Annotated in this window: 29 protein-coding genes and 1 pseudogene; 19 read left to right on the top strand and 11 right to left on the bottom strand. The window is 74.3% G+C overall.

Annotated elements, in window-relative coordinates:
* Positions 1-99: 99 nt before the first annotated feature.
* From PSED_RS22565 to era, 6 genes are all read left to right on the top strand, one after another.
* Positions 100-1119, top strand: coding sequence for a PhoH family protein (locus PSED_RS22565; RefSeq protein WP_103382380.1), 1020 nt, complete (start codon positions 100-102; stop codon positions 1117-1119).
* Positions 1120-1232: 113 nt separating this feature from the next.
* Entirely contained in the window at positions 1233-1769 is a 537-nt protein-coding gene (gene ybeY, locus PSED_RS22560) for an rRNA maturation RNase YbeY (RefSeq protein ID WP_013676554.1), read from the top strand.
* Between the two features lie 4 nt (positions 1770-1773).
* Positions 1774-3321: a hemolysin family protein gene (locus tag PSED_RS22555; RefSeq protein WP_013676553.1), complete on the top strand. Its 1548-nt coding sequence runs from the start codon at positions 1774-1776 to the stop codon at positions 3319-3321.
* Positions 3302-3670, top strand: coding sequence for a hypothetical protein (locus PSED_RS22550; protein WP_013676552.1), 369 nt, complete (start codon positions 3302-3304; stop codon positions 3668-3670). The genes PSED_RS22555 and PSED_RS22550 overlap by 20 nt, the downstream gene beginning before the upstream one ends.
* On the top strand, positions 3667-4926 hold the full coding sequence (gene lhgO, locus PSED_RS22545; RefSeq protein WP_013676551.1) for an L-2-hydroxyglutarate oxidase: 1260 nt from the start codon (positions 3667-3669) through the stop codon (positions 4924-4926). Before PSED_RS22550 ends, lhgO begins: the two co-directional genes overlap by 4 nt.
* On the top strand, positions 4923-5852 hold the full coding sequence (gene era, locus PSED_RS22540) for a GTPase Era (protein ID WP_013676550.1): 930 nt from the start codon (positions 4923-4925) through the stop codon (positions 5850-5852). The genes lhgO and era overlap by 4 nt, the downstream gene beginning before the upstream one ends.
* A gap of 40 nt (positions 5853-5892) precedes the next feature.
* On the opposite strand, the gene PSED_RS22535 is transcribed toward era, so the two are convergent.
* Positions 5893-6546 (bottom strand): DUF4190 domain-containing protein, encoded by a 654-nt coding sequence (locus PSED_RS22535; RefSeq protein ID WP_013676549.1) that lies wholly within the window; start codon positions 6544-6546, stop codon positions 5893-5895.
* A gap of 31 nt (positions 6547-6577) precedes the next feature.
* Positions 6578-7342 (bottom strand): HugZ family pyridoxamine 5'-phosphate oxidase, encoded by a 765-nt coding sequence (locus PSED_RS22530; protein ID WP_013676548.1) that lies wholly within the window; start codon positions 7340-7342, stop codon positions 6578-6580.
* A 69-nt stretch (positions 7343-7411) separates the two neighbouring features.
* Between PSED_RS22530 and recO the strand changes: the two genes are divergently transcribed.
* From recO to PSED_RS22515, 3 genes are all read left to right on the top strand, one after another.
* Positions 7412-8152, top strand: a complete 741-nt coding sequence (gene recO / locus PSED_RS22525) for a DNA repair protein RecO (protein ID WP_013676547.1) — start codon at positions 7412-7414, stop codon at positions 8150-8152.
* A 117-nt stretch (positions 8153-8269) separates the two neighbouring features.
* Positions 8270-8878: a hypothetical protein gene (locus PSED_RS22520; protein ID WP_013676546.1), complete on the top strand. Its 609-nt coding sequence runs from the start codon at positions 8270-8272 to the stop codon at positions 8876-8878.
* A gap of 108 nt (positions 8879-8986) precedes the next feature.
* Positions 8987-9439, top strand: coding sequence for a GyrI-like domain-containing protein (locus PSED_RS22515; RefSeq protein WP_013676545.1), 453 nt, complete (start codon positions 8987-8989; stop codon positions 9437-9439).
* Between the two features lie 81 nt (positions 9440-9520).
* On the opposite strand, the gene PSED_RS22510 is transcribed toward PSED_RS22515, so the two are convergent.
* Genes PSED_RS22510 through PSED_RS22495 form a run of 4 tightly spaced genes read right to left on the bottom strand, consistent with a single transcriptional unit; the run spans position 9521 to position 11523 of the window.
* Positions 9521-9916, bottom strand: a complete 396-nt coding sequence (locus tag PSED_RS22510) for a hypothetical protein (protein WP_013676544.1) — start codon at positions 9914-9916, stop codon at positions 9521-9523.
* Positions 9913-10698 (bottom strand): isoprenyl transferase, encoded by a 786-nt coding sequence (locus tag PSED_RS22505; protein WP_013676543.1) that lies wholly within the window; start codon positions 10696-10698, stop codon positions 9913-9915. Before PSED_RS22505 ends, PSED_RS22510 begins: the two co-directional genes overlap by 4 nt.
* Before the next feature lie 34 nt (positions 10699-10732).
* Positions 10733-11128, bottom strand: a complete 396-nt coding sequence (locus PSED_RS22500; protein WP_173400110.1) for a Fur family transcriptional regulator — start codon at positions 11126-11128, stop codon at positions 10733-10735.
* Positions 11129-11151: 23 nt separating this feature from the next.
* Positions 11152-11523, bottom strand: a complete 372-nt coding sequence (locus tag PSED_RS22495) for an ArsR/SmtB family transcription factor (protein WP_013676541.1) — start codon at positions 11521-11523, stop codon at positions 11152-11154.
* A 69-nt stretch (positions 11524-11592) separates the two neighbouring features.
* Between PSED_RS22495 and PSED_RS22490 the strand changes: the two genes are divergently transcribed.
* A complete protein-coding gene (locus tag PSED_RS22490; RefSeq protein ID WP_041759959.1) occupies positions 11593-11919 on the top strand; it encodes an antibiotic biosynthesis monooxygenase family protein in 327 nt (108 codons plus the stop codon).
* Between the two features lie 19 nt (positions 11920-11938).
* Here PSED_RS22490 and PSED_RS22485 read toward each other — a convergent pair whose 3' ends face one another.
* Both PSED_RS22485 and PSED_RS22480 read right to left on the bottom strand, forming a co-directional pair.
* A complete protein-coding gene (locus PSED_RS22485; protein ID WP_013676539.1) occupies positions 11939-12595 on the bottom strand; it encodes an SRPBCC family protein in 657 nt (218 codons plus the stop codon).
* Positions 12592-12924 carry an ArsR/SmtB family transcription factor gene (locus PSED_RS22480; RefSeq protein ID WP_013676538.1) on the bottom strand — a complete coding sequence of 111 codons (333 nt, stop codon included), beginning with the start codon at positions 12922-12924 and terminating at the stop codon, positions 12592-12594. The genes PSED_RS22485 and PSED_RS22480 overlap by 4 nt, the downstream gene beginning before the upstream one ends.
* A 241-nt stretch (positions 12925-13165) precedes the next feature.
* Between PSED_RS22480 and PSED_RS35720 the strand changes: the two are divergent.
* The 3 genes and pseudogenes from PSED_RS35720 to PSED_RS22470 all read left to right on the top strand — a co-directional run.
* Positions 13166-13276, top strand: a pseudogene (locus PSED_RS35720) (type IV toxin-antitoxin system AbiEi family antitoxin domain-containing protein); the annotation flags it as partial.
* Positions 13277-13439: 163 nt separating this feature from the next.
* Positions 13440-14072 (top strand): hypothetical protein, encoded by a 633-nt coding sequence (locus PSED_RS22475; RefSeq protein ID WP_233899112.1) that lies wholly within the window; start codon positions 13440-13442, stop codon positions 14070-14072.
* A 200-nt stretch (positions 14073-14272) separates the two neighbouring features.
* On the top strand, positions 14273-15670 hold the full coding sequence (locus tag PSED_RS22470) for a glycine--tRNA ligase (protein WP_013676537.1): 1398 nt from the start codon (positions 14273-14275) through the stop codon (positions 15668-15670).
* 36 nt (positions 15671-15706) lie between these two features.
* Here PSED_RS22470 and PSED_RS22465 read toward each other — a convergent pair whose 3' ends face one another.
* Together PSED_RS22465 and PSED_RS22460 are read right to left on the bottom strand one after the other, a co-directional pair.
* Positions 15707-16705 (bottom strand): hemolysin family protein, encoded by a 999-nt coding sequence (locus tag PSED_RS22465; protein WP_013676536.1) that lies wholly within the window; start codon positions 16703-16705, stop codon positions 15707-15709.
* A complete protein-coding gene (locus tag PSED_RS22460; protein ID WP_013676535.1) occupies positions 16702-18084 on the bottom strand; it encodes a hemolysin family protein in 1383 nt (460 codons plus the stop codon). The genes PSED_RS22465 and PSED_RS22460 overlap by 4 nt, the downstream gene beginning before the upstream one ends.
* 235 nt (positions 18085-18319) lie before the next feature.
* On the opposite strand from PSED_RS22460, the gene PSED_RS22455 reads away from it, so the two are divergent.
* The 4 genes from PSED_RS22455 to PSED_RS22440 are packed head-to-tail and all read left to right on the top strand — an operon-like array spanning position 18320 to position 21853.
* Entirely contained in the window at positions 18320-19240 is a 921-nt protein-coding gene (locus PSED_RS22455; protein ID WP_013676534.1) for an ABC transporter ATP-binding protein, read from the top strand.
* Positions 19241-19243: 3 nt separating this feature from the next.
* Positions 19244-19969 (top strand): ABC transporter permease, encoded by a 726-nt coding sequence (locus PSED_RS22450; RefSeq protein ID WP_013676533.1) that lies wholly within the window; start codon positions 19244-19246, stop codon positions 19967-19969.
* A gap of 10 nt (positions 19970-19979) precedes the next feature.
* Positions 19980-21242 carry a sensor histidine kinase gene (locus PSED_RS22445; protein ID WP_013676532.1) on the top strand — a complete coding sequence of 421 codons (1263 nt, stop codon included), beginning with the start codon at positions 19980-19982 and terminating at the stop codon, positions 21240-21242.
* The gene (locus tag PSED_RS22440) at positions 21239-21853 is read left to right on the top strand and encodes a response regulator transcription factor (RefSeq protein WP_013676531.1); all 615 of its coding nucleotides are present in this window, start codon (positions 21239-21241) and stop codon (positions 21851-21853) included. The genes PSED_RS22445 and PSED_RS22440 overlap by 4 nt, the downstream gene beginning before the upstream one ends.
* Before the next feature lie 26 nt (positions 21854-21879).
* On the opposite strand, the gene PSED_RS22435 is transcribed toward PSED_RS22440, so the two are convergent.
* Entirely contained in the window at positions 21880-22230 is a 351-nt protein-coding gene (locus PSED_RS22435) for a hypothetical protein (RefSeq protein WP_013676530.1), read from the bottom strand.
* Positions 22231-22322: 92 nt separating this feature from the next.
* Between PSED_RS22435 and PSED_RS22430 the strand changes: the two genes are divergently transcribed.
* Entirely contained in the window at positions 22323-22715 is a 393-nt protein-coding gene (locus PSED_RS22430) for a hypothetical protein (RefSeq protein ID WP_013676529.1), read from the top strand.
* Between the two features lie 67 nt (positions 22716-22782).
* The gene (locus PSED_RS22425; protein ID WP_233899110.1) at positions 22783-23829 is read left to right on the top strand and encodes an XdhC family protein; all 1047 of its coding nucleotides are present in this window, start codon (positions 22783-22785) and stop codon (positions 23827-23829) included.
* Positions 23830-23987: the final 158 nt, after the last annotated feature.

The raw sequence follows: 23987 nt of genomic DNA, 5'->3' as shown, positions 1-23987 counted from the left end.
CCGGCGGCCGTGGAGCAGAGGACCCGCCGAGGCGGGGCGAGCAGAGAGCAGGCGGCACGAGACTTGACCGGAACCGAGCCGAACGCAGTCCAGTCCAGGATGGCTCTGCCGGACACCGCGCTGCTGGCCCTGCTGGGCTCGCGCGACGAGAGCCTGCGCGCCGCCGAGGAGCTCCTCGACGCCGACGTCCACGTCCGGGGCAACGAGCTCACGCTGTCCGGCGAGCCGGCCGACGTGGCGTTCGCCGAGCGTGTGTTCACCGAGCTGGTGACGCTGGCCCAGCGCGGCCAGCAGGTCGGCAAGGACACGGTCCGGCGCACCGTCGAGATGTTGTCCGACGAGAACGCGGCCGACCGGGAGCGGATGGGCGAGTCGCCCGCGGAGGTGCTGAGCCTCGACATCCTGTCGCGGCGGGGCAAGACGATCCGGCCGAAGACGCTGAACCAGAAGCGCTACGTCGACGCGATCGACTCGCACACGATCGTCTTCGGCATCGGCCCCGCCGGTACGGGCAAGACGTACCTGGCGATGGCCAAGGCGGTGCAGGCGCTGCAGGCCAAGGTCGTCAACCGGATCATCCTGACCCGGCCGGCCGTCGAGGCGGGGGAGCGGCTCGGGTACCTGCCGGGCACGCTCTACGAGAAGATCGACCCGTACCTGCGCCCGCTGTACGACGCGTTGCACGACATGATCGACCCGGAGTCCATCCCCAAGCTGATGGCCGCCGGGACGATCGAGGTCGCGCCGCTGGCCTACATGCGCGGGCGCACGCTGAACGACGCGTTCATCATCCTCGACGAGGCGCAGAACACCACGCCGGAACAGATGAAGATGTTCCTGACGCGGCTGGGGTTCGGCTCGAAGATCGTCGTGACCGGCGACGTCACGCAGATCGACCTGCCGGGCGGCACCCGCTCCGGGCTGCAGGTCGTGCGCGACATCCTCGACGGCGTCGAGGACGTGCACTTCGCCCAGCTGACCAGCACCGACGTGGTGCGGCACCGGCTGGTGAGCGACATCGTCGACGCCTACGCCCGCTTCGACGCGGCCAACGAGCGGCGTGGCCTCGCCAGCGCCCCTCGCACCGGTCCCGACCAGCGGCGCCGCGGCCGGCGCTGACCGACCGGGGCGCGGTCCCGATCGGCGGATGCGGCGATCGGGACTTCCGCGCACCCGACTACCCTCGGAGTACCGGGACGGTCGGTCCCGGGCACCAGGCGCAGGGGAACCGAGTGAGTATCGAGGTCGCGAACGAGTCCGGCATCGCCGTCGACGAGTCGCTGATCGTGTCCGTGGCCCGCTTCGCGCTCGACGCGATGGGCGTCAGCCCGGCCGTCGAGCTGGCCATCACCGCCGTCACCACGGAGGCGATGAGCGAGCTGCACGAGCGCTGGATGGACGAGCCGGGCCCCACCGACGTCATGGCATTCCCGATGGACGAGCTGGCCGAGGAGACCCGCCGTCCCGACGCGCCCGACATCGGCCCGGCCCTGCTCGGCGACGTCGTGCTCTGCCCGGCGTTCGCCCGCGACCAGGCCCGCAAGGCCGGCCACGGGCTGCCCGACGAGCTGCACCTGCTCACCGTCCACGGCGTGCTGCACCTGCTCGGGTACGACCACGCGGAGCCGGAGCAGGAGCGCGAGATGTTCTCCCTGCAGGACCGGTTGCTGGCGGAGTGGCGGGCGGCGCGCGAGCGGGTCGCCCGCGAGGAGGCCCAGCGCCGCACCGACGCGCGGGTCCTCGGCACCGCCGGGCTCGAGGACGGCTGACGGGGTGAGCAGCACCGTCACGATGATCGTCATCGTCGTGCTGCTGGTGCCGCTGGCCGGTGTCTTCGCCGCCGCCGACGCCGCGCTCGGCTCGGTGTCGCGCGCCCGCGTCGACGCGCTCGTCCGCGCGGGCCGTCCGGGGGCGCGGGCGCTCTCCCGGGTGGTGGCCGACCGCCCCCGCCACGTCAACCTGCTCCTGCTGCTGCGGCTGATCTGCGAGACCGCGGCGACCGTGCTGCTGGCGGTCGCGCTGGCCCGCAGCATCGGCACCCCGTGGCTGGGCCTGCTGCTCGCCGCGGTCATCATGGTCGTCGTCAGCTACGTGCTGATCGGCGTGGGCCCGCGCACGCTGGGCCGTCAGCACCCGTACCGCGTCGGGCTGATCGTCGCGATCCCGATCCGCGCGCTGGCGACCCTGCTGTCGCCGCTCGCGACGCTGCTGATCGTCGTCGGCAACGCGATCACCCCGGGGCCGGGCTTTCGCGAGGGCCCGTTCTCCTCGGAGGTCGAGCTGCGCGAGCTGGTCGACATGGCCAGCACCCGCGGCGTCGTCGACGAGGACGAGCGGCAGATGATCCACTCCGTGTTCGAGCTGGGCGACACGCTGGCCCGCGAGGTCATGGTCCCGCGGCCGGACGTGGTGTGGGCCGACCGCGACACCCCCGTCGACAAGGTGGTGCGGCTCGCGCTCAAGAGCGGCTACTCGCGCATCCCGGTGCTCGGCGACGGGATCGACGACGTCATCGGCGTCGCCTACCTGAAGGACCTGGTCGCCGCACAGCACGGCGTGCGCGGCACCGCCGACGCGCAACTCGTCGACGTCATGCGGCCCGCGACGTTCGTCCCCGACAGCAAGCAGGTCGACGAGCTGCTCAAGGAGATGCAGCGCAGCCGCAACCACATGGCGATCGTCGTCGACGAGTACGGCGGCACCGCGGGCGTCGTCACGATCGAGGACATCCTCGAGGAGATCGTCGGGGAGATCAGCGACGAGTACGACGCCGACGAGATCGCGCCCGTGCAGGAGCTCGACGCCCGCCGCGTCCGGGTGGCGGCGCGGCTGCCGGTGGAGGACTTCGGGGAGCTGTTCGCCGTCGGCGTCGACGACGACGGGAACTCGCCGCTGACGCTGGAGCTGGAGGCGGCCGACGTCGACACCGTCGGCGGCCTGCTCGCGCAGCGGCTGGGCAAGGTCCCGTTGCCCGGGGCGGAGACCGAGATCGCCGGGCTGCACCTGCTCGCCGAGGGCGGCAAGGACGCGCGTGGCCGGGTCCGGATCACGACGGTGCTGGTCAGCCCGGTCGACCCCGACGCCGACCTGCCCCTGCAGCTGCCGCCGTCGCGCGAGGACCGGCGCCGGACCGAGCCGGGCCGGGAGGACCGCGTCGCCGGCGACGGGACGCCACCGGAGCTGCCCGACGGCGTCGCGGACCGCTCCGGCGAGTCCTCGGCGGCCGGCGGCAACGGGCACGACCCGACCCACGACGCACGCACCGGGACGGGCGGAAGTGCCACCCGTCGGGAAGGAACCGATGTCCGACCTCGATCCTGAGGACGCCAAGATCGTCACGTTGGCCCGCTCGTCGCGGGCGCGCACCGGCGCCGCCGAGGGGGCCGCGGTCCGCGACACCGACGGTCGCACCTACGCCGCCGCGACCGTCGGGCTGCCGTCGCTGCAGCTCACCGCGCTGCAGGCCGCCGTGGCCGCAGCGGTGTCCAGCGGCGCGCCGGGCCTCGAGGCCGCGGCCGTCGTCAGCACGTCCGACGCCGTCGACGACGCCTCGGTCGCGGCCGTCCGCGACCTCGCCCCCGCGGCGCCGGTGATCCTGGCCGACGCGTCGGGCGCCGTCGTGCGCGTGCTGGCCCCCGAAGCGGCCGGGACGGCAGAGGCGTCGGAGTGAACGCTCCCGCGGCGCTGCCGCCGACGCCGCGTGCCGACGTGGTCGTCGTCGGCGGCGGCATCGTCGGCCTGGCCACGGCGCACGCGGTCGTCCGCACCGGCCGGTCGGTCGTGGTGCTGGAACGCGAACCGCGGCTGGCCGACCACCAGACCGGCCGCAACTCCAACGTGATCCACTCCGGGCTCTACTACGCCCCGGGCGGGGCGAAGGCCCGGCTGGCGGTCGCGGGCTGCGCGGAGACCGTCGCCTTCTGCCGCGCGCACGACCTGCCGCACCGGGTGAGCGGCAAGCTGGTCGTCGCGACCGAGCCCGACGAACTGCCGCGGATGGCCGAGCTGGCCCGCCGCGGGAAGGCCAACGGCGTCGAGACCCACGAGCTCGACGCGGCGGGCATGCGGACCCACGAGCCGCACGTGCGCGGGCTCGCCGCGCTCCACGTGCCGTCGACGGGCATCTGCGACTTCCGGCTGATCGCGGAGAAGATCGGCGAGCTGGTCGGCAAGGAGGGCGGCGAGGTGCACACCGGCCGCGCCGTCACCGGGATCGCCCGCCGGGCGTCCGACGTCGTGGTGCGCACCGTCGGCGGCGACGTCCTCGGCCGTCAGGTCGTGGTCTGCGCGGGCCTGCGCGGCGACGAGCTGGCCCGGGCCGCGGGTGCCGACCCCGGCGTGCGGATCGTGCCGTTCCGCGGCGAGTACGCAGGCTTTTCCGAGTCGGCCGCCGAGCTGGTCAAGGGCCTGATCTACCCGGTGCCCGACCCGGCGTTCCCGTTCCTGGGCGTGCACGCCACCCGCGGGATCGACGGGCACGTCCACGCCGGCCCCAACGCCGTCCTCGCGATGGCCCGGGAGGGCTACTCGTGGGGTGTGGTGAAGCCCAAGGAGCTGCTGGGCTCGCTGGCCTACTCCGGGACGATCGGTCTCGCCCGCAGGCACTGGCGTTACGGCCTCGGCGAGGTGCGCCGATCCCTCTCGCCGAAGGCGATGGTCCGGCGGCTGCAGCGGATGCTGCCCGAGGTGCGGGCCGAGGACCTGTCCCCGGCCGGTGCCGGCGTCCGCGCGCAGGCCGTCCGGCCCGACGGGTCGCTGGTCGACGACTTCCTGTTCGTCGAGCAGGGCCACGGGGACGGTGCCGTGCTGCACGTGCTCAACGCGCCGTCGCCGGCCGCGACCGCGGCGCTGCCCATCGGTCGCGAGATCCTGCAGCGCCTGACGGGCGAGACCCTCGGGCCGCTGACCGGGCGGGCCGCCGCGTGACCGGCTTCGGCACCTGGCCCGACGACCACCGCTCCGGCTTCGCCTGCTTCGTCGGCCGGCCCAACGCCGGCAAGTCGACGCTGACCAACGCGCTGCTCGGGCAGAAGATCGCGATCACGTCGAGCAAGCCGCAGACGACCCGGCACGCCATCCGCGGCATCGTGCACCGGCCCGACGCGCAGCTCGTCGTGGTCGACACCCCGGGGCTGCACAAGCCACGCACCCTGCTCGGGTCCCGGCTCAACGACCTGGTCCGCGAGACCTGGGCCGAGGTCGACGTCATCGGGTTCTGCGTGCCCGCGGACGTGCCCGTCGGCCGTGGTGACGAGTTCATCGCCGCCGAGATGAAGGCCGTGGCCGGGCGGACCCCGGTGCTCGGCATCGTCACCAAGACCGACCTCGCGAAGCCGGAACAGGTCGCCGAGCGGCTCACCGAGCTGACGGCGCTCGACATCGGGTTCGCCGAGGTCGTGCCGGTCTCGGCGGTCGACGGCTTCCAGGTCGGGCTGCTGGCCGACCTGCTGGTGGCCCGGCTGCCCGAGGGGCCGCCGCTCTACCCCGACGGCGAGCTCACCGACGAGCCCGAGGAGATCCTCGTCGCCGAGCTGGTCCGGGAGGCCGCACTCGAGGGCGTGCGCGACGAGCTGCCGCACTCGATCGCGGTCGTCGTGCAGGAGATGATCGAGCGCGAGGACCGCCCGAAGGACTCCCCGATGCTCGACGTGCACGCCACCATCTACGTCGAGCGGCAGAGCCAGAAGGGCATCGTCATCGGGCGCGGCGGGGAGCGGCTGCGGCACGTGGGCAGCGCCGCCCGTCGGCAGATCGAGGCACTGCTCGGGGTGAAGGTCTACCTGGACCTGCACGTGACCGTCGCGAAGGACTGGCAGCGCGATCCGCGCCAGCTGCGCAAGCTCGGCTTCTGAGGACGCCGCGGGGCCTCGGTCGTCCGGGGCCCCGAGCGCGTCAGTTGTAGGGGACCGACGACGCGGCCGCGCCGATGATCCCGAAGATGAACACGAAGAACAGCACGAACAGCGCGATGAACACGACGCTGATGATGATCCCGGCCATCGCGAGGCCGTCCCCGGACTCGCCGCTGGACCGGATCTGGCTCTTCGCGACGAACCCGAAGACCAGGCCGAGCACCGGGAAGACGAACGCGAAGATCAGCGACAGGATCGCCATGGTGTTCGTCGGCGGCTGGACGGGATACGCCGGCTGCTGGTAGGCGGGGTAGGCGCCGTAGGCGGCCTGCTGGTCGTAGCCGGAGTACTGCTGCGCGTAGCCCGGGGGCGGGTACGCGTTGGGGTCCCAGCCCTGCTGCGGGGCGCCGTAGCCGGGCTGCGCGGACCCGGGGCCGCCGTAGGGGTCCTGGCCGTACGGGTTCTGGCCGTACGGGTTCTGGCCATACGGGTTCTGGTAGGCGTTGGGGTCCCAGCCCGGCGTCGGCCCCGGGCCGGGGATCGAGGTCGTCGCGTCGTCGTGCGACGCCTTCTTCTCGAAGCTCACCGGGTCGCCCGTGGTGCCCCACGGCGTCGCCGTCGGGTCCTGCGCCGGCGAGCCGTGCGCGTCGCGCGACGCCGCCGTCGGGTCGTTTCCGGACTGGTCCTGCGACATCGCGCTCCTCGGGTGGCGTGGACCACCGATCCTATTCCTCGACGGGCCGCGCGTGACGGGCCATCCGGACCAGGGCGTCGCGGACCTCGCCCGGGGTGTCGGCGGTGGCGCCGAACGGGATCCGCGCCGTCGCGCCGGCGCCGCCGGGCCCGGTGACATGCACGTCGAACCCGTAACGGTCGACGCCGGTCATCAGCGCCGACTCCGCGTCCGGCTGCCCACCGAGCACCCGGCTGATGTCGACGAGCGCGTCGGCATGGTCGGAGTTCATGTGGTCGAGGATCCCGTCGCGGTGCGCCAGCAGCGGGTCGGGCCGGGCCGCGGCGTAGGCGGCGGCGTCGACCCAGCTCATCCGGGCGAAGCCCCCGACGAACCGCACCGCCGTGACGTCCAGGCGGTACATCCGGAAGTCGTGGAACCCGGTGAACCCGGCGTGCGGATGCGCGGCGCGGTAGCGCTCCAGCGCGGCGGCCGCCGCGGCCCCGTCGAGCCGGGTGACGACCCCCAGCAGCGTCGCCCGCGCGCGGTCCAGGGGATCGCCGACGCCGACGTCGGTGACCAGCAGCGACGCCCGGCCGTCCGCGGCCAGGTTGCGGCTGTGTTCGGCGAGGTCGGACAGGCACAGCAGGGGGCGGCCGGCGTCGTCGCCCGCGTGCGCGACGACCGACCCGAACGGTGTGCCCGGCGGGTCGAGGGCGATCGTCGACAGCAGCGCCGACGACGTCGCGGCCAGCAGCGTCCGGGCGCGCTCGGCGTCGTCGGGTTCGGTGGGCCGGGACTGCGTGGGTTCGGACACGGGAGGATCGTCGTACACGGGCGCGGCGCGGTGGGCGACGGGCCGCGGCGCGCCACGTACGCTCGCCCGGTGGGGCTGTACCGCGACACCGGGGTGGTGCTGCGCGTGCAGAAGCTGGGCGAGGCCGACCGGATCGTCACGCTGCTGACGCGCCGGCACGGGAAGCTGCGCGCCGTCGCCAAGGGCGTGCGCCGCACCCGGTCGCGCTGGGGGGCCCGGCTCGAGCCGTTCAACCACGTCGACGTGCAGTGCTACACCGGCCGCAGCCTCGACGTCGTCACGCAGGCCGAGACGGTCGACGCGTTCGGTGCCGGCATCGTCGACGACTACGGCCGCTACACGGCGGGCTGCGCGATCCTCGAGACCGCCGACCGGCTCGTCTCCGAGGAGGGCGAGCCGGCGCTGCGGGTCTACCTGCTGCTCGTCGGTGCGATCCGGGCGATGGCGGGCCGCGAGCGCGACCCCTCGCTCGTCCTCGACGCGTTCCTGCTGCGCGCCATGAGCCACGCCGGATGGGCGCCGGCGATCACGGAGTGCGCCAAGTGCGCCGAGCCTGGCCCGCACCGCGCGTTCAGCGTCGCCGGCGGGGGAGCGGTGTGCCCGCGGTGCCGCCCGCCGGGCTCGGTGCTGCCCTCCGCGGAGACGTTCACGCTGCTCGACGCGCTCCTGCACGGCGACTGGGACGCCGCCGACGCCTCGGCGCCCACGACCCGCCGCGACACCTCCGGCCTGGTCGCGGCGCACCTGCAGTGGCACCTGGAACGCCAGCTCCGCTCACTGCCCCTGGTGGAGCGCCGCGCCCCCCTGTGAGCCGCTCACGAGCCGAAGATCGCCGTGACCGGCGTCTCATATCGAGATCGCCGCTGTCCGGTTCCGGGGTTAGCCTGCGGCCTCACGCAGTGCAGTGCACGAACAGCAGGGGGCAATGTGGCCGACACGAACGGGACGACCGGCGCGACCGACACCGAGGAGGCCCCGGCGTCGGTACGGCGCATGGACACCCCGGAGTCGGCGGAGCTGACGAAGATGGCCGCCGTCTTCGAGGACCTGCAGTACGTGCTGCAGTGCTGTGAGCACCTGGTGTCGACGCTCGCGAACAACCCCGAGCCCGTCGTCGTCGAGGCGCTCTGGACGGGCGCGCTCGTCGCCTACGTGCGGTGCTTCTCCGGCCGCACCGAGGTGCTGAAGGACGCGGATCTGGCCGAGCTGAAGATGGACGGCCAGGTCGGCGAGTTCCACGGGCTGATCAAGAAGCTCCGCGACCACTACGCCTCCCGGCACACCAACCCCCGCGAGACGTTCACCGTCGGCGTCGCCCAGAACAACGCGGGCGCCCCGACGGGTGTCGCCGTCGTGTCGGCAACCCAGCCGATCGTCGACGACACCGCCGTCCGCCAGCTCGGCCGGATCGCCTACGGGCTGTCCGGGCTGCTCGACGCGCGGATGCAGGAGGCCCAGCAGAAGGTGCTGGCAGCGGCATCCGCGATGAACCCCGCGCAGCTGAGCTCGCTGCCGCTCGTGCACATCGACGCCTGACCCGCGAACTCGGGTCCGGGGCGGCTCCCTGCGCCGTCCCGGACCCGCACCAACGGCACCGGCGGCGGGCAGGTTCCGCCGCGCGCCGGCACGGGCCACGATGGGCGAGTGGTCGTCGAGGAGCGGGTCGAGGGCAGGCCGACGCTCGTCGTCGCGGCGCTGACCAGCCCGGAGCGCGTCTCCGAGGTGTGGCCGGGGCTGCTCGACGAGGTCTGGGCCCTCCTCCGCTCCGCGGGGGTCGTGAGCGGTTGCCGCAACGTCATGCTCTACCGCGACACCGTCGCCGGGCTGCACATCGAGGTCGGCGTCCTGGCGCCGGGCGGAGTACGACCGTCGGGCCGGGTGGTGGCGTCCGGTCTTCCGGCCGGGCCGGTCGCGACGACGGTCCACCGCGGGCCCTACACCGGGCTCGGCGCCGCCCATCGGGCCCTCGGGACCTGGTGCCGCGCAGCGGGTCGGCAGCCGGCGGGGTCGCGCTGGGAGGTCTACGGCCCGCACCGTGACGACCCCGCCCAGCTGTCCGTCGAGGTGTCCTGGCTGCTCGCGGACGTCCCCGGGTAGGAAGGAGCCGCCGGCGGCTGCTCGTCACGGGTCGCGGCGCTGCCGCGGGCGCGCCCGCTCCGACAGGACCGCGGCTGCGGCTCAGTCCACCAGCTCGGCGCGCAGGGCCGAGGCGTGTCCCGCGACGAGCATCAGCAGCGTCCCCAGCGGCTTCTCCTGCAGGCCCGCGACGGGGAAGGCGTAGCGCAACGTCACGTCCCAGCCGTTGTCCCCGCGCACGACGCGGGGGGTCCCGAACAGGCCCTCGCCCGCGCCCATCGCGACGCGGGTGGGCACGTCGAGCTCCAGCGACAGGTCCCAGGCCACGACGCAGGTGACGTTGAGGACGGGCAGGCCCTCCTCGAGCTCGAGCCCCTGCACGACGCACGGCACGGCCCCGTGCACGAACGTCACCGCCCCGTCGTCGTCGACCTGCACCTCGTGGAAGCGCTCCAGTGCCCGCCGGGCGAGATCGAGCATGTCGGCGATGTCGGTCACGCGCCCGCCCCCTCGGACCTGTCGACCGCCCCGCCGAACCGGCGATCGCGCCGCGCGTAGATCTCGATCGCCTCCCAGATGTGGCGACGGTCGAAGTCCGGGAAGAGCGTGTCGAGGAAGACCATCTCCGCGTAGGCGGACTGCCAGAGCAGGAAGTTCGACGTCCGCTGCTCGCCGGAGCTGCGTACGAACAGGTCGACGTCGGGCATGTCCGGCTCGTCGAGGTACCGGGCGATCGTGCGTTCGTCGATCTTGTCGGGCTTGAGCCTGCCCTCGGCGACGAGCCGGGCGATCTGCCGCACGGCGTCGGCGATCTCGGCCCGCCCGCCGTAGTTGACGCACATCGTCAGGGTGAGGACGTCGTTGTGCCGGGTCTTCTCCTCCGCGACCTCGAGCTCGCGGATCACGCTGCGCCACAGCCGCGGGCGCCGGCCGGCCCAGCGGACGCGCACGCCCATCGCGTGCATCTCGTCGACCCGGCGGCGGATCACGTCGCGGTTGAAGCCCATCAGGAAGCGGACCTCGTCGGGTGAGCGCTTCCAGTTCTCCGTCGAGAACGCGTAGGCGGACAGCCACTTCACGCCGATGTCGATGCACCCGCGGGCGACGTCCATCAGCGACGCCTCGCCCCGGCGGTGGCCCTCGATCCGGGGGAGCCCGCGGGCGTTGGCCCAGCGGCCGTTGCCGTCCATGACCAGCGCGACGTGGTTGGGCACGAGCTCGGGCGGGATGGCAGGCGGCCGGGCGCCCGACGGGTGCGGGGCGGGTGGCTGGAAGGGCACGACGCCACCCTACGGACGTCGCCGCCCGCCGTGGTCAGCGCCGGGCGGCGGTCCCCGCGCAGTCCCGGCAGACGCCGAAGATCTCGACGGTGTGGCTCACCTCGGTGAACCCGTGCTCGGCCGCGAGCTTGTCGGCCCAGCGTTCGACGTCGGGCCCGTCGATCTCCACCGCCGTCCCGCAGTGCCGGCAGACCAGGTGGTGGTGGTGCTCGCCGGTGCCGCACCGACGGTAGACGGCCTCGCCGCCGCCCATCCGCAGCACGTCGACCTCGCCGCTGTCGGCCAGCGCCTGCAGGGTGCGGTAGACCGTCGTCAGGCCGATGCCCTCGCCGGAGCGGCGCAGCGCGTCGTGGATCTCCTGGGCCGAGCGGAAGTCGTCGAGCTCGTCGAGCAGCGCGGACACCGCGGCCCGCTGCCGCGTCGAACGCATCCGCACCACGGGCCGCGGATCGGTCACGCGTCCTCCTCGACGTGGGCGACGGCGTCGACGACGATGTGGGCGAGGTGGTCGTCGGCCAGCGAGTAGACGACCTCGCGGCCGTGCCGGGACCCGCGCACGACCCCTGCCGACTTGAGCACCCGCAGGTGCTGGCTGATCAGCGGCTGGGTGACGGCCAGCGCGTCGACGAGGTCGTGCACGCAGCGCGGGGACTCCAGCAGCTGCAGCACGATCGCGATGCGCACCGGCGCGGCCAGCGCACGCAGGAGGTCACCGGCCGCGGCGAGCGTGTCGGGGGTGCGGACGGGGGCCGGCGCGACGCTCGTCCGCTCGTCGTGGTCGACGTGCTCGTCGGCGCTCGCGGCCGAGCCGGTGGTGATCGACATGTTCCTCGTCCCTGTCAGTACGGGCCGGCCCCCATGGTAGGCGCCCCGACAGGACTAGATTCGCACCTCGTGCTGCTGGTGTGCCGCTTCGACGTCCCTCCGGCCGACGCCGGCGCCTTCCTCGCGCGCGGGCGCACGGCCCTCGAGCTGCTCACGGCCGCGCCCGGCTGCCTCGGGGGCGACCTCGGCCGGGCGATCGAGGAGCCGACGCGCTGGGTGCTGCAGGTGCGGTTCGCCTCCGTCGACGCCTACCGCCGCGCGCTCTCGCCGTTCCCCGTGCGCGAGCACGTCGTCCCGCTGCTCGCCGAGGCCCTCGCCGACGAGCCCGCGACCTTCGAGACCCTGGTGAGCGGCGCCGGCGGCGCGGCCGTCACGCACGAGAGCCTCCTGGCGTGACGGCCCCGTCCCGGGCCGGTCAGCCCTCGGCCGGTGGTTCCGCGCCGGTGTAGAACGCCGTCACGCGCTCGGCGGCCGGGCGGGCCTGAGCCTCCGGCGTGCCGGCGCCGACCGACGCGCGGCACCAGTCGTCGCTCACCGCGGTCAGGAACGCGACGCCCTCCGGCGAGGTCGTCCACGCCTGCGCGGCCTCGGGATCCACGCGCTCGCCCGAGGCGATGTGCAGTCCGAGGCCGTAGAGCCCCAGGTCCCAGCCCAGGCCGACCGCCCCGGGCCCGAACATCGCCCAGCGCTCGTCGTCGACGTGGGCGATGTGGTCGATGGTCAGCCGCGCGTGTCCGTCGCCCTCCGCGGTGACCGCGACCTCGATCCAGCTGACCTCGCCGCCGAACTCCCAGGTCGCGGCGAAGGAGTTCGGCGCGTCGCACCGCTCGACCGTGCCGTTGGCGTTGCCCTCGAGCTGGTAGCTCCCGCCGATCTTCAGCTCGCCGGTGATCGGCAGGAACCAGCGGGGGATGCGCTCGATGTCGGTGCAGGCGTCCCACAGGTCGGCAGGCGTCGTCGGGTAGACGCGGCTGATCGTGAGGACCCGGGCCTCGCCCGCCTCCAACGTCCTGCTGCCGATCGCGCGCCGCACCGCGCTGACCTCGTGTCGGACGTCCGTCGTGTCGTTCACTGCTGTCTCCGTTCGCGTCTGCCGCGGGCGATCTCGGTCGCCAGCGCGTCGAGGTGAGGGGTCCAGAACCGGCGGAAACGTTCGAGCCACACGTCGACCTCCTGCAGCGCTTCGGGCCGCACCGCGTAGAGCCGGCGGGTGCCGACGGGCCGTACGCTCGCGAACCCGTTCTCCCGCAACACCTTCAGGTGCTGCGACACCGCCGGCTGGGAGATGCCGAACTCCTCCCGCACCGTGGCGGTGACCTCCCCGGCGCTGCGCTCGCCGTCGGCGATGAGCTCGAGGATGCGCCGCCGGACCGGGTCGCCGAGGACGTCGAACGCGTGCACGCCCCGACTCTAACAGCCGCACCTTATATAAGCGAATGCCGATACACACGGGTTGTGGGGACGCGGCGCGTCCTGCAGGTGCGGCGGCGAACGAACGAGCCGCGCGGTAGCCGGGAAGGGCGCGCGGGGTTGTCAAGGGGGGCCGGGTGCGGTTGGGGACGGGTGTGGGCTCCGCGCAGTTGTCCACAGGGGACGGTGGTCGGGGTGGCCGGGGAGCTCCGGCGGCGGCACCGTCGAAGGTGTGGACGTTCACGGACTGACCAGCCGGTCCGCCCTGCTGGCCGCAGGCGTGTCGGACGACGAGCTCGCCCGGTGGTGTGCCAAGGGCGAGCTCGTGCGGATCGCGCGGGGCGCCTACCTTCCGGCCGCCGAGGCCGAGGGGATCGACCGGGCGGCGAGACACGCCCTGCAGGTCCGCGCGGCGCTCGCGCGGTTGCGGATTCCCGTCGCCGCGAGCCACGTGTCGGCCGCCGTGCTGCACGGTCTGCCGGTGTGGGACGTGCCCCTCGACAGGGGTGCACCTCACGCGCGCGTCCCCCGGATCGGTTCGCCGGTCCGCCCGCCTGCACCTGCACGGCACCGGCCTCGCCGACGACGAGACGGAGCTGCTCGCCGGCTGCCACGCCACGACCGTCGCCCGGACCGTCGTCGACATCGCCCGGACCGAGCCGTTCGAGCAGGCCGTGGCCGTGGCGGATGCCGCCCTCCGCGCGGGTCTCGTCGCGCCCGCGTCCCTGGCCCACGCGCGTCGACGGGCACGGCATCGGTGCGGTGCGACGGCCGCGGGCCGTGTGGTCGAGTTCGCGGACGGACGGGCCGAGAGCGTGGGCGAGTCGCGCAGCCGGGTGGCGCTGCGCCGCCACGGCCTGCCGAGGCCGGAGTTGCAGTGGGAGGTCCGTGGGGGCGGTCGGCTGATCGGCAGGGTCGACTTCGGGTGGCCCGCCCGTCGTGTCGTCGGCGAGTTCGACGGTCGCGTGAAGTACACGCGCGGCTCGCGGGACGACGCCGCCGCCGTCGTCTGGGTGGAGAAGCGCCGTGAGGACGCCCTGCGTGCGGTCGGGCTGCGGGTCGTGCGGTGGACGTGGGCCGACCTGGCCGACTTCGACGCGGTCGCGGCGCGCCTGCGCGCTGCTCTCGGCATCTCCTGACGCGGGGCTTTGCCGCCCGCCGCGCGAGTTGTGCGGCCGCCGCGCGGGTTGCTGGGCGTGCGCCGACCGCACGATCCGCGCGACGTCGGGACAAGACGCGCGCCGCGCCCGCCGGCGGGGGAAGGGGTGCCGGGAGCGGCGGGCGGCGCCTGGCTAGGCTGTGGACTTCCGTTTCGGGACTCTTCCTGGAGATACCAGCTGTGGCCAGCAAGCCGACCTCCGCCAAGATCGAGACCATCGTCGCGCTCGCGAAGCGCCGCGGATTCGTCTTCGCCTCCGGCGAGATCTACGGCGGTACCCGCTCGGCGTGGGACTACGGGCCGCTGGGTGTCGAGCTCAAGGAGAACATCAAGCGCCAGTGGTGGCGCACGATGGTCACCGGCCGCGAGGACGTCGTCGGCCTCGACAGCTCGGTGATCCTGCCGCGCCAGGTGTGGGTCGCGTCCGGCCACGTCGGGGTGTTCAACGACCCGCTGGTCGAGTGCCTGAGCTGCCACAAGCGCTTCCGGGCCGACCAGCTGGCGGAGGAGTACGTCGAGCGGACGGGCAAGACCGCCTCCGAGGACGACCTGTCCGACGTCCCGTGCCCGAACTGCGGCACCCGCGGCCAGTACACCCCGCCGCAGGACTTCAACATGATGCTCGAGACGCACCTCGGGCCGGTGAAGACCGACGAGGGCCTGCACTACCTGCGCCCGGAGACCGCGCAGGGCATCTTCGTCAACTTCCTCAACGTGCAGACGACCTCGCGCAAGAAGCCGCCCTTCGGCATCGGCCAGATGGGCAAGAGCTTCCGCAACGAGATCACCCCCGGCAACTTCATCTTCCGCACGCGCGAGTTCGAGCAGATGGAGATGGAGTACTTCGTCGAGCCGGGCACCGACGAGGAGCTGCACCAGTACTGGATCGACGAGCGCACCCGCTGGTACACCGACCTGGGCATCGCCCGGGAGAACCTGCGGCACTACGAGCACCCGAAGGAGAAGCTCTCCCACTACTCGAAGCGCACCGTCGACATCGAGTACCGCTTCGAGTTCACCGGCCAGGAGTGGGGCGAGCTCGAGGGCATCGCGAACCGCACGGACTTCGACCTGACGACGCACTCGAACCACTCGGGCGTCGACCTGTCGTTCTACGACCAGGCGTCCGGCACGCGGTACCGCCCGTACGTCATCGAGCCTGCGGCGGGTGTCGGCCGCTCGATGATGGCCTTCCTCATCGAGGCCTACACCGAGGACGAGGCGCCGAACGCGAAGGGCGGCGTCGACAAGCGCGTCGTCCTGCGGCTCGATCGCAGGCTCGCGCCGGTCAAGGCGGCGGTGCTCCCGCTGTCGCGCAATGCCGACCTGTCGCCGAAGGCGCGCGACCTCGCGGCGGCCCTGCGCAGGAACTGGAACGTGGAGTTCGACGACGCGGGCGCCATCGGCCGTCGCTACCGCCGCCAGGACGAGATCGGCACGCCCTTCTGCATCACCGTCGACTTCGACACCCTCACCGACCAGGCGGTGACGATCCGCGAGCGCGACACCATGTCGCAGGAGCGGATCGCGCTCGACCAGGTCGAGTCCTACCTCGCGGCGCGCCTGCTCGGCTGCTGACGCCACCGGCGGCCCGGCACGTGCCGGGCCGCCGGGTCAGCCCGCCGCCTGCTCGGCCGGGAGCAGCCTGTCGACGATGTCGCGCATCGTGACCAGGCCGAACCGGCCGTCGGTGGACACCAGCGCGAGGTGCGCCCGCCGCTCGCGCATCGTGCCCAGGGCGGCGTGCGCCGTGACGTCGCCGGGCAGCGTGAGCACGGGGCGCATCAGGCCGCGCGCGGTCGCGCCGGGGGCGGCGGCCAGCGCGTCGCGGACGTGCACGACGCCGATCGGCACGTCCCCGTCACGGACGACCAGCCGCAGGTGCCCGCTCTCCCGCGACACCGTACGGATGCGGGCGGCGTCGTCGTCCGCGGCGACCCCGGCCGGGTCGAGCCGCACGAGCGCCCGCAGCGGCGTGCGGTGCAGCTCCAGTGCCGTGACGAGCTGGTCGCGACGCTCGGCGTCCAGCGCGCCCGCCCGCGCGGAGTGCGTCACGAGCTCGCGCAGGTCGGCCGGGTCGCGCCCGGCGCCCACCTCGTCGACGGGATCCACGCCGACGGCGCGCAGGCACCGGTTCGCCATGCCGTTGAGCACCACCAGGATCGGCCGGGTCAGCCACATGAACCCGCGCATCGGCAGCGCCAGCAGGGTCGCCGACCGCTCGGGGTGGGCGATGGCCCACGACTTCGGCGCCATCTCCCCGACGACGAGGTGCACGAACGTCACGACGATCAGCGACAGCACGAACGACACCACCCCGGCCGTCGCCCCGGGTAGCCCCCAGCCGGTCAGGACCGGCTCCAGCGCGGCGTCGAGTGCCGGCTTGGTCACCGCGCCGAGGGCCAGCGTGCAGAGCGTGATGCCCAGCTGCGAGCCCGCCAGCAGCAACGACAGGTCGCGTGCGCTGCGCAGCGCGGCCCGCGCGGAGGCCGACGTCTCCGCGGCCTCCTCCAGCCGGTAGCGCCGCGCCGCGACCAGCGCGAACTCGATCGCGACGAAGAACGCCGACAGCGCCACGAGCGCCACCGACACGACGATCACCCACGCGCTCATCGGGCCACCGTCGCGGTCGACGCGTCACGGGGAGCCGCGGCCAGGCGCAGCCGGACCCGCGACGGCACCCGGCGCTCCACCACCAGCACCTCGGCGTGCAGCAGCACCACGGGGTCGTCCTCCTCCGCGCCCGGCCGGTGCGGCAGCACGACGGTGACGGCGTCGCCGACCTCGGGCAGCCGCTGCAGCGCGCTCACGACGAGCCCGCCCACCGTCTGGTGGTCGCCGTCGGGCAGCGGGTGGTCGACCAGCCGCTCGACCTCGTCGACGTGCAGCGACCCGGGGACGGTCCAGCCGTCGTCGGCGGCGACGGAGGCGTCGAGGCCGGCGGGATCGTGCTCGTCGGTGATCTCCCCGACGAGCTCCTCGGCGACGTCCTCGACGGTCACCACACCCGCGAGGCCGCCGTACTCGTCGAGCACGCAGGCGAACTCCTCGTCGGCGTCGCGGAGCTGGGCGAGGACGGCGGGCAGCGGGAGCGACGCGGGGACCAGCAACGGCGGGCGCATGACGTCGGCGACGCGCACCGTCGCGGCGTCGCGGCCGGTGGCCTCCAGCGCGAGGACGTCGCGCAGGCAGACGACGCCGGCGACGTCGTCGGGGTCCCCGCGCAGCACGGGCAGCCGCGAGTGCCCGGACGCCATCGTCGCGACCAGGTCGGCGACGGTCGCGTCCGCCTGGACCGTCGTGACCCGGGGGCGCGGGATCATCGCCGCCCGCGCGGTGCGGTCGCCGAAGTCGAGGACGCGGTCGAGCAGCGCGGACAGCTCGACGGGCAGCGTGCCGCTGTCGCGCGACTCGTCGATGATCGCCTCGAGGTCGCGCGGCGTCGCGGCGTGCTCGACGTCGTGCACCGGCTCGATGCGCAACGCGCGCAGCAGCAGCTCGGCGGCCTTGTCGAACAACGCGATGAGCCGGCCGAAGACGGTCAGGTAGATACGCGTCGACAGCGCGAGGCGGCGGGCGACCGGCTCGGGCCGGGCGATCGCGAGGTTCTTGGGGAACAGCTCGCCGAACACCATCTGCACGACCGTCGCGAACAGCAGCGCGAGGACCGTGCCGACGGCGAAGCCGACAGCCGGCGGGACGCCGGCGCCACCGAGCAGCTCACCGATGCCGTCGCCGATCATCGGCTCGGCGACGTAGCCGACGAGCAGGCCGGTGACGGTGATGCCCAGCTGGGCGCCGGAGAGCACGAACGACGTGCGGCGGGTGATGGCCAGCGCCCGGTCGGCACCGGTGTCGCCGTCGGCGGCCCTGGCGCGCAGCCGGGCCCGGTCGACTGCGGTGTAGGCGAACTCCTGGGCGACGAACCAGCCGGTCGCGGCGGTGATGACGACGACCACGACGACGCCGAGGAGGATCGAGAGGACGGTCATCGAGGACCGCCGGGGGAGCTACGGGGACGACGCCCGACGGCGCCGCCGGTACTTCGGGAGGGGTCCATTGTCCTGTCGGTCGGAGGCAGGCGGGGTGACGTCGACGGCTCGGCCGTCACAGATCGGACGAACGGGGCGCGTGCCGAGTTCCCGGAGCCGATCATGACATCCGTCACCCGGGGTTCGTGACGTCCGCTCCCGGCCCGCGCGGCGGCCACCGGCGAGGGTCGTGTTCATGACGCAGACCACCGACGTCGGCGCCGCCGTCCGGATCACCGACCTCACCAAGAGCTACGGGCAGGTCCGGGCGGTCGACAGCCTCGACCTGACGATCGCGCCCGGGGAGGTCGTCGCGCTGCTGGGGCCGAACGGCGCGGGCAAGTCGACGACGATCGACACCCTGCTCGGGCTCACCCGGCCCGACGCGGGCGAGGTGGCGCTGTTCGGCCGCACGCCGCGCGAGGCGATGAACCGGGGACTGGTCGGGGCGATGCTGCAGTCCGGCGGCTTCCCAGAGGACATCACGCCGGGCGAGCTCGTCCGGCTCTCGACCGCGCTCTTCCCGTCGCCGCTCGACCCGGCCGACGTCATGGCGCGCACCGGGATCACCGACATCGCGGGCAACCGCTTCGGGAAGCTCTCCGGTGGGCAGAAGCAGCGCGTGCGGTTCGCCGTGGCGCTGACCTGCAACCCCGACCTGCTGGTCCTCGATGAGCCGACCGTCGCGATGGACGTCGCCGCCCGCCGCGAGTTCTGGGCGTCGATGCACCGGCTCGCCGCCGACGGGCGCACGGTCCTGTTCGCGACGCACTACCTCGCCGAGGCCGAGGAGTTCGCCGACCGCGTCGTGCTGCTGCGCTCCGGGCGCGTCGTGGCCGACGGGTCGGTCGCGGCGGTGCGGGCACTGGCGGCGGGCCGGGTCGTCAGCGCGGTCGTCCCCGGGGCGGACCCGGCCGGCCTGGCCGCCCTGCCGGGGGTCACCGACGTCGACGCACAGGGCCCGCGCACGCGGCTGGTCTGTGCCGACTCCGACGCCGCGCTGCGGGCGCTGCTCGCCGCGTACCCCGCCGCGCGCGACATCGAGGTCGCCGCCCACGGCCTGGAGGACGCCTTCGTCGCCCTGACCGCCGCCGAGCCCGTCACCCAGGGAGCCTGAACCATGGGAGTCCTGCTCACGTCCGAGGTGCGGCGGGTCCTCCGCTCGCCGCGGTTCCTGATCTTCACGGTCGGCTTCCCAGTCGTGTACTTCCTCCTCTTCTCCGGCCTCTACGCCACCGGGGCCGACGCCGCGGCGGTCACCGTCGTGCTGATGCTGAACATGGCCGCCTTCGGGGCGATCTCGGCGTCGATCAGCACCGGCGGGCGGGTCGCCGTGGAGCGTGCGGTCGGCTGGAACCGCCAGCTGCGGCTCACCCCGTTGCCCGGCTGGGCGTACCTGGCGGTGAAGGCGGCCGTCGCGATGCTCGTGGCGCTGCCCGCGCTGGTGCTGACGTTCCTGGTGGCCGTCGTCGTCAAGCACGTCGACCTGACGGCGGTCGAGTGGGTGCGCGTCGGCGCCGCAGCCTGGCTCGGGGTGCTGCCGTTCGCGGCGATCGGCCTGCTGGTCGGCATGAGCGCGACGCAGGACTCCGCGCAGGGCATGTCGACGGTGACGATGCTGCTGTTCAGCCTGCTCGGCGGCGTCCTCATCCCGGCGAGCATCCTGCCCTCGGCGTTGGCGACCGTCGCCCACGCGCTGCCCAGCTACTGGCTCGCCGAGATCGCGCGGGGCCAGGCGACCGGGGAGGCGGTGCCGCTGCAGGGCATGGCGGTCATGCTCGCGTGGCTGGTCGTCGCGGGCGGGCTGGTGGCCGTCCGGTACCGACGCGACGCACTGCGGGTCTAGCGTGGAGCCCATGACGGCCCGTGCACGGGGACTCGGGCGAGCACGCGACGACGGCGGTCCCGTCGACCCGACGCACCTTTCGCTGCGCAAGTGGCTGCCGATCGCGGCGGGCTGGTCGTTGCTGCTGCTGCCGTGGGTGTACGCAGCGGCGGTCTCGCAGCACCCGACGCTGCTGCGCGTCCTGCTCGTGCTCGATGTCGTCGCCTACATCGCCGGGTACTGCGGCGGCCTCTACTACGCGATGTGGGCCGGGCGCAGGCTCGTGTCGGTGGTGACGGTCGTCGGCATGGCCGCGCTGTGGGTCGGGATGGTCGCGGGGCTGGGTGCGGGCGGAAGCGACGGCGGCGTCCTCTACACGATCAGCTTCCTGGTCGTCGCGGTGATGGCACTGCTGCCGCGGCGGACCTCTGCGGTCGTGGCGCTGGCCGTCGTCGTCGTGGCCATCGGGCTCTACCGCTGGGAGTTCGGCGCGATCGACGTGGGCGCGGTCGTCGGTGTCGTCGCGATGACGCTGGCGATGATCGGCATGTTCGGCCTGATCAGGGCCAACAGCGAGCTGCGCACGGCCCGCGAGGAGCTCGCGCGGCTGGCCGTCGCCGAGGAACGCGACCGGATGGCCCGCGACCTCCACGACGTACTCGGGCACTCGCTCACGACGATCACCGTCAAGGCCGGACTCGCCCGCAGGCTGCTCGAGCGTGGCGACGACGAGCGCGCCGCCGACGAGGTCGCCGACGTCGAACGCCTCGGCCGCCAGGCACTGACCGACGTCCGCGCGACGATCTCGGCGCACCGCGTCGCGTCGCTGGCCGCCGAGCTCGCCGGGGCGCGGGGGGCGTTGCGCGCCGCGGAGATCCGGGCCGACCTGCCGCGCGCGGTCGACGACGTCCCCGCCGAGCGCCAGCAGGTCTTCGCCCACGTACTGCGCGAGGGCGTCACCAACGCGATCCGCCACAGCGGCGCGGAGCGGGTCACGGTGCGGCTGACCCCGGACTCGATCGAGGTCGTCGACGACGGTGTCGGCGCCCCGGACGCCACCCCGGCCGGGAACGGGCTGTCCGGCCTGGCCGAGCGGGTCGCCGCGATCGGCGGCTGGGTCGACGCGGGGCCGGGGGAGCGCGGTGGCTGGCGGCTCGTCGCGACGTGCCCGCCGGTGCGGCACAAGGGCCGTACCGTCCGCACGACGGCCCGGACCCCCGGCGACCCGGCCGGCGCCGTCACCGACACCGCCACCGTCTCCGGGCCCGCCGGGGACCCCGGAGCCGCGCGGTGACCGACCCGATCCGCGTCCTGCTGGCCGACGACCAGGCCCTCGTCCGCGGGGCGCTCGCCGCGATGCTGGGCCTGGAACCCGACATCGAGATCGTCGCCCAGGTCGGCACGGGCGACGAGGTCGGGCCCGCCGCGGCGCGGACGAAGCCCGACGTCGCGCTGCTCGACGTGCAGATGCCCGGCATCGACGGCCTCGCCGCGGCCGCGCTGCTGCACGAGCAGCTCCCGTCCTGCCGGGTGGTGGTGCTCACGACGTTCGGCCGCCCCGGCTACCTCGCGCGGGCGATGCGGGCCGGGGCGGCGGGGTTCGTCGTCAAGGACTCACCGCCCGAGCAGCTCGTCGACGCGGTCCGCCGGGTGCACGCGGGGCTACGCGTCGTCGACCCGGCGCTCGCCGCGGAGTCGCTGAGCCAGGGGACCAGCCCGCTGACCGAGCGCGAGCGCGACGTCCTCGTCGCAGCGGCCGACGGCGCGACCGTCGCCGACATCGCGCGGCGGCTGCACCTGTCGGAGGGCACGGTCCGCAACCACCTCTCGTCGGCGATCGGCAAGACCGACGCGCGCACCCGTGCCGAGGCCGTCCGCATCGCGGACGGCAACGGCTGGCTCTGACGGGTGCCGGCCCCCTTACCGGCCGGTCAGCCCACGCGCGCGGCGCAGGCGTCGCGGTCCCCGGCGTAGCCGGGGTCCTGGGCCGCGGCCAGGCGCAGGTGCGGCAGGGCCTCGGCGTGCCGGCTCTGCCGCTGCAACGTGCGGCCCAGCAGGTAGCGGGCGTAGGCGTCCGCCGGCGCGAGCTCCACGGCCAGGCGCAGCTCCGCCTCGGCCTTGCGCAGCTGCGCGGAGCGGTAGTAGGCGCGCCCGAGCAGCAGCGCGCCGCCGGCGGTCGCCCGCAGCTCCTCGGCCCGCGGCTCCAGCATCTCCAGCGCCTCCAGCGGGAGGCCCTCGTCGACCCACCTCTCGGCCGTCCGGTACGTCAGGGTGTCCATCATGACCGATGCAACCTGATACCCCAGTGGGGTATTCCGGCGGGACGGTGGCCCTCGGGACCGGCCGTCGCGTGCGACCGGGGAGACTGGCGGTCGTGAACCGGCTCCGCGCGATCACCGCTCCGCAGATCCTCCTCGTGCTGCTCGTCGTGTCGGCGGCGGTGCACGCGGTCCACGCGGTCCGGCTCTGGGACGACTCGCGGCTCGCGATCATCGACGCGGTGCTCGTGGTCGTGGACCTGGTGATCGCCGGGATGCTCGCGCGGACGTTGCGAACCCCTGCGGCGCAGCCGGTCCCACTGCTGTCGGCCGCCGTGGCGGGCGCGATCGGCGTCGCGACGTTCCTGCTGCCGAGCGTGCTGGCCCTGGCCGCCGGCCGCCCCCTCGGCGGCCTGTTCGACGGCTGGGCCTTCGCCGCGCTGCTGGTCGACGCGATCGTCGTGCGGATCGCGATCTTCGCCCTCAAACGCACGCTCCCGACCGGTTGACCGCCCGGCGGGACGCGCCCGGCTCGCGTGCGGCCCGCCGTCGGCGCCGGTCGCTACCCTGGTCGGTGTGACCGCCACGACCGCTCCCTCCTCCTCGTCCGCCGCCGATCCGCGCCGCGAGCTCGGTCGCGCGCTGCAGCGCTGGGCGGGCGCCGGGATGCCGGCGGTGGGGGTCGTCCGGGTGCTCGACCGGCACGGATTCGGGACCGTCGAGTCCGGTCAGCTCGTCGCGTCGACGCCCGGCGGGGACGCCGTGGGGGTGCTCTATCGCGGCGCGCTCGACGACACGGTCCGCCCTCTCGCGGCCGAGGCCGCGGCCGGGCCCCGCACCGGCGAGGCGCACGTGTCCGAGGCGGCGGGGCTCGCCGCGGGCCTGGCCTGCGCCGGTGGCGCGACGCTGCTCGGGCATCCGCTGCCCGCCGGGCTCGCCGCGGCGCTGGGCGCCGCGCTCGAGGGCGGCGTCCCGGCGGCGCTGCTCTCGCCCGCCGACGGGACGGCGGCGCTGGTGCTCACCGGCCCCGAACTGGAGCAGGCCCACGGCACGCTCGGGTCGGGGGAGGCCGACGAGGCGGGCATCGCGCACGTCCGCGGGCTGCTGCGCCGCGGCGCCACCACGACCGAGCGGTTCACCGCCGCGGGTGTCGACGTCCTGGCCGACCTGTGGGTCCCGGTGCCGACGATCGTCGTCGTCGGGTCCGGCGCGATCGGGGAGGCCCTGCTCGCACAGGCCGCGCTGCTGGGCTGGGGTGCACGCACCGTCGCCGAGCTCGACGAGGCGCTGGCCGCCGTCGCCGGGTTCTCCGACGCCGACGTCGTCGTCCTGCTCGACCACGCCCCCAGGTTCGACGCCGTCCTGATCGAGGGGGTGCGCGGTGGCCGCGGGTTCATCGGCGCGCTGGGCTCGCGCCGCACGCAGTCCGCCCGCCGCGGCCGGCTCCGGACCAAGGGTCTCTCCGACGCGGAGATCGACTCGATCTACGGCCCCGTCGGGCTCGACCTCGGCGCCCGCACCCCGGCCGAGACGGCCGTGTCGATCGTCGCGCAGGTGATCGCCGCCCGCTCCGGGCGCACCGCGAGCGCGCTCGCCGCCTCCGACGGGCGGATCGGCGGGTGACGGGACCCCGCCCGCCGTGGCGGGCAGGCGGGGGCCGTGCGGCCCCGACCGTTCCCCTGCGTCGCGACGGGCGTGATCCGCGCACGTCGCCCGAGCGTCGTGCGGCCGGCCCCACACGGCGGCACCTCGAAGCCGACCGAGTGCCCCCGACCCGCTCC

Origin of the sequence: Pseudonocardia benzenivorans CB1190 (genome assembly GCF_000196675.2) — a bacterium.
In the GTDB taxonomy this organism is placed as follows: Bacteria; Actinomycetota; Actinomycetes; order Mycobacteriales; family Pseudonocardiaceae; genus Pseudonocardia; species Pseudonocardia benzenivorans.
This window is presented reverse-complemented; position numbering and strand designations above follow the sequence as displayed.

Coding starts and splice junctions, on each gene's coding strand:
- PSED_RS22565 (WP_103382380.1), top strand. CDS start 100: ATGGCTCTGCCGGACACCGCGCTGCTGGCCCTGCTGGGCTCGCGCGAC.
- PSED_RS22550 (WP_013676552.1), top strand. CDS start 3,302: ATGTCCGACCTCGATCCTGAGGACGCCAAGATCGTCACGTTGGCCCGC.
- PSED_RS22535 (WP_013676549.1), bottom strand. CDS start 6,546: ATGTCGCAGGACCAGTCCGGAAACGACCCGACGGCGGCGTCGCGCGAC.
- PSED_RS22500 (WP_173400110.1), bottom strand. CDS start 11,128: ATGCGTTCGACGCGGCAGCGGGCCGCGGTGTCCGCGCTGCTCGACGAG.
- PSED_RS22495 (WP_013676541.1), bottom strand. CDS start 11,523: ATGTCGATCACCACCGGCTCGGCCGCGAGCGCCGACGAGCACGTCGAC.
- PSED_RS22465 (WP_013676536.1), bottom strand. CDS start 16,705: ATGAGCGCGTGGGTGATCGTCGTGTCGGTGGCGCTCGTGGCGCTGTCG.
- PSED_RS22460 (WP_013676535.1), bottom strand. CDS start 18,084: ATGACCGTCCTCTCGATCCTCCTCGGCGTCGTCGTGGTCGTCGTCATC.
- PSED_RS22455 (WP_013676534.1), top strand. CDS start 18,320: ATGACGCAGACCACCGACGTCGGCGCCGCCGTCCGGATCACCGACCTC.
- PSED_RS22450 (WP_013676533.1), top strand. CDS start 19,244: ATGGGAGTCCTGCTCACGTCCGAGGTGCGGCGGGTCCTCCGCTCGCCG.
- PSED_RS22445 (WP_013676532.1), top strand. CDS start 19,980: ATGACGGCCCGTGCACGGGGACTCGGGCGAGCACGCGACGACGGCGGT.
- PSED_RS22435 (WP_013676530.1), bottom strand. CDS start 22,230: ATGATGGACACCCTGACGTACCGGACGGCCGAGAGGTGGGTCGACGAG.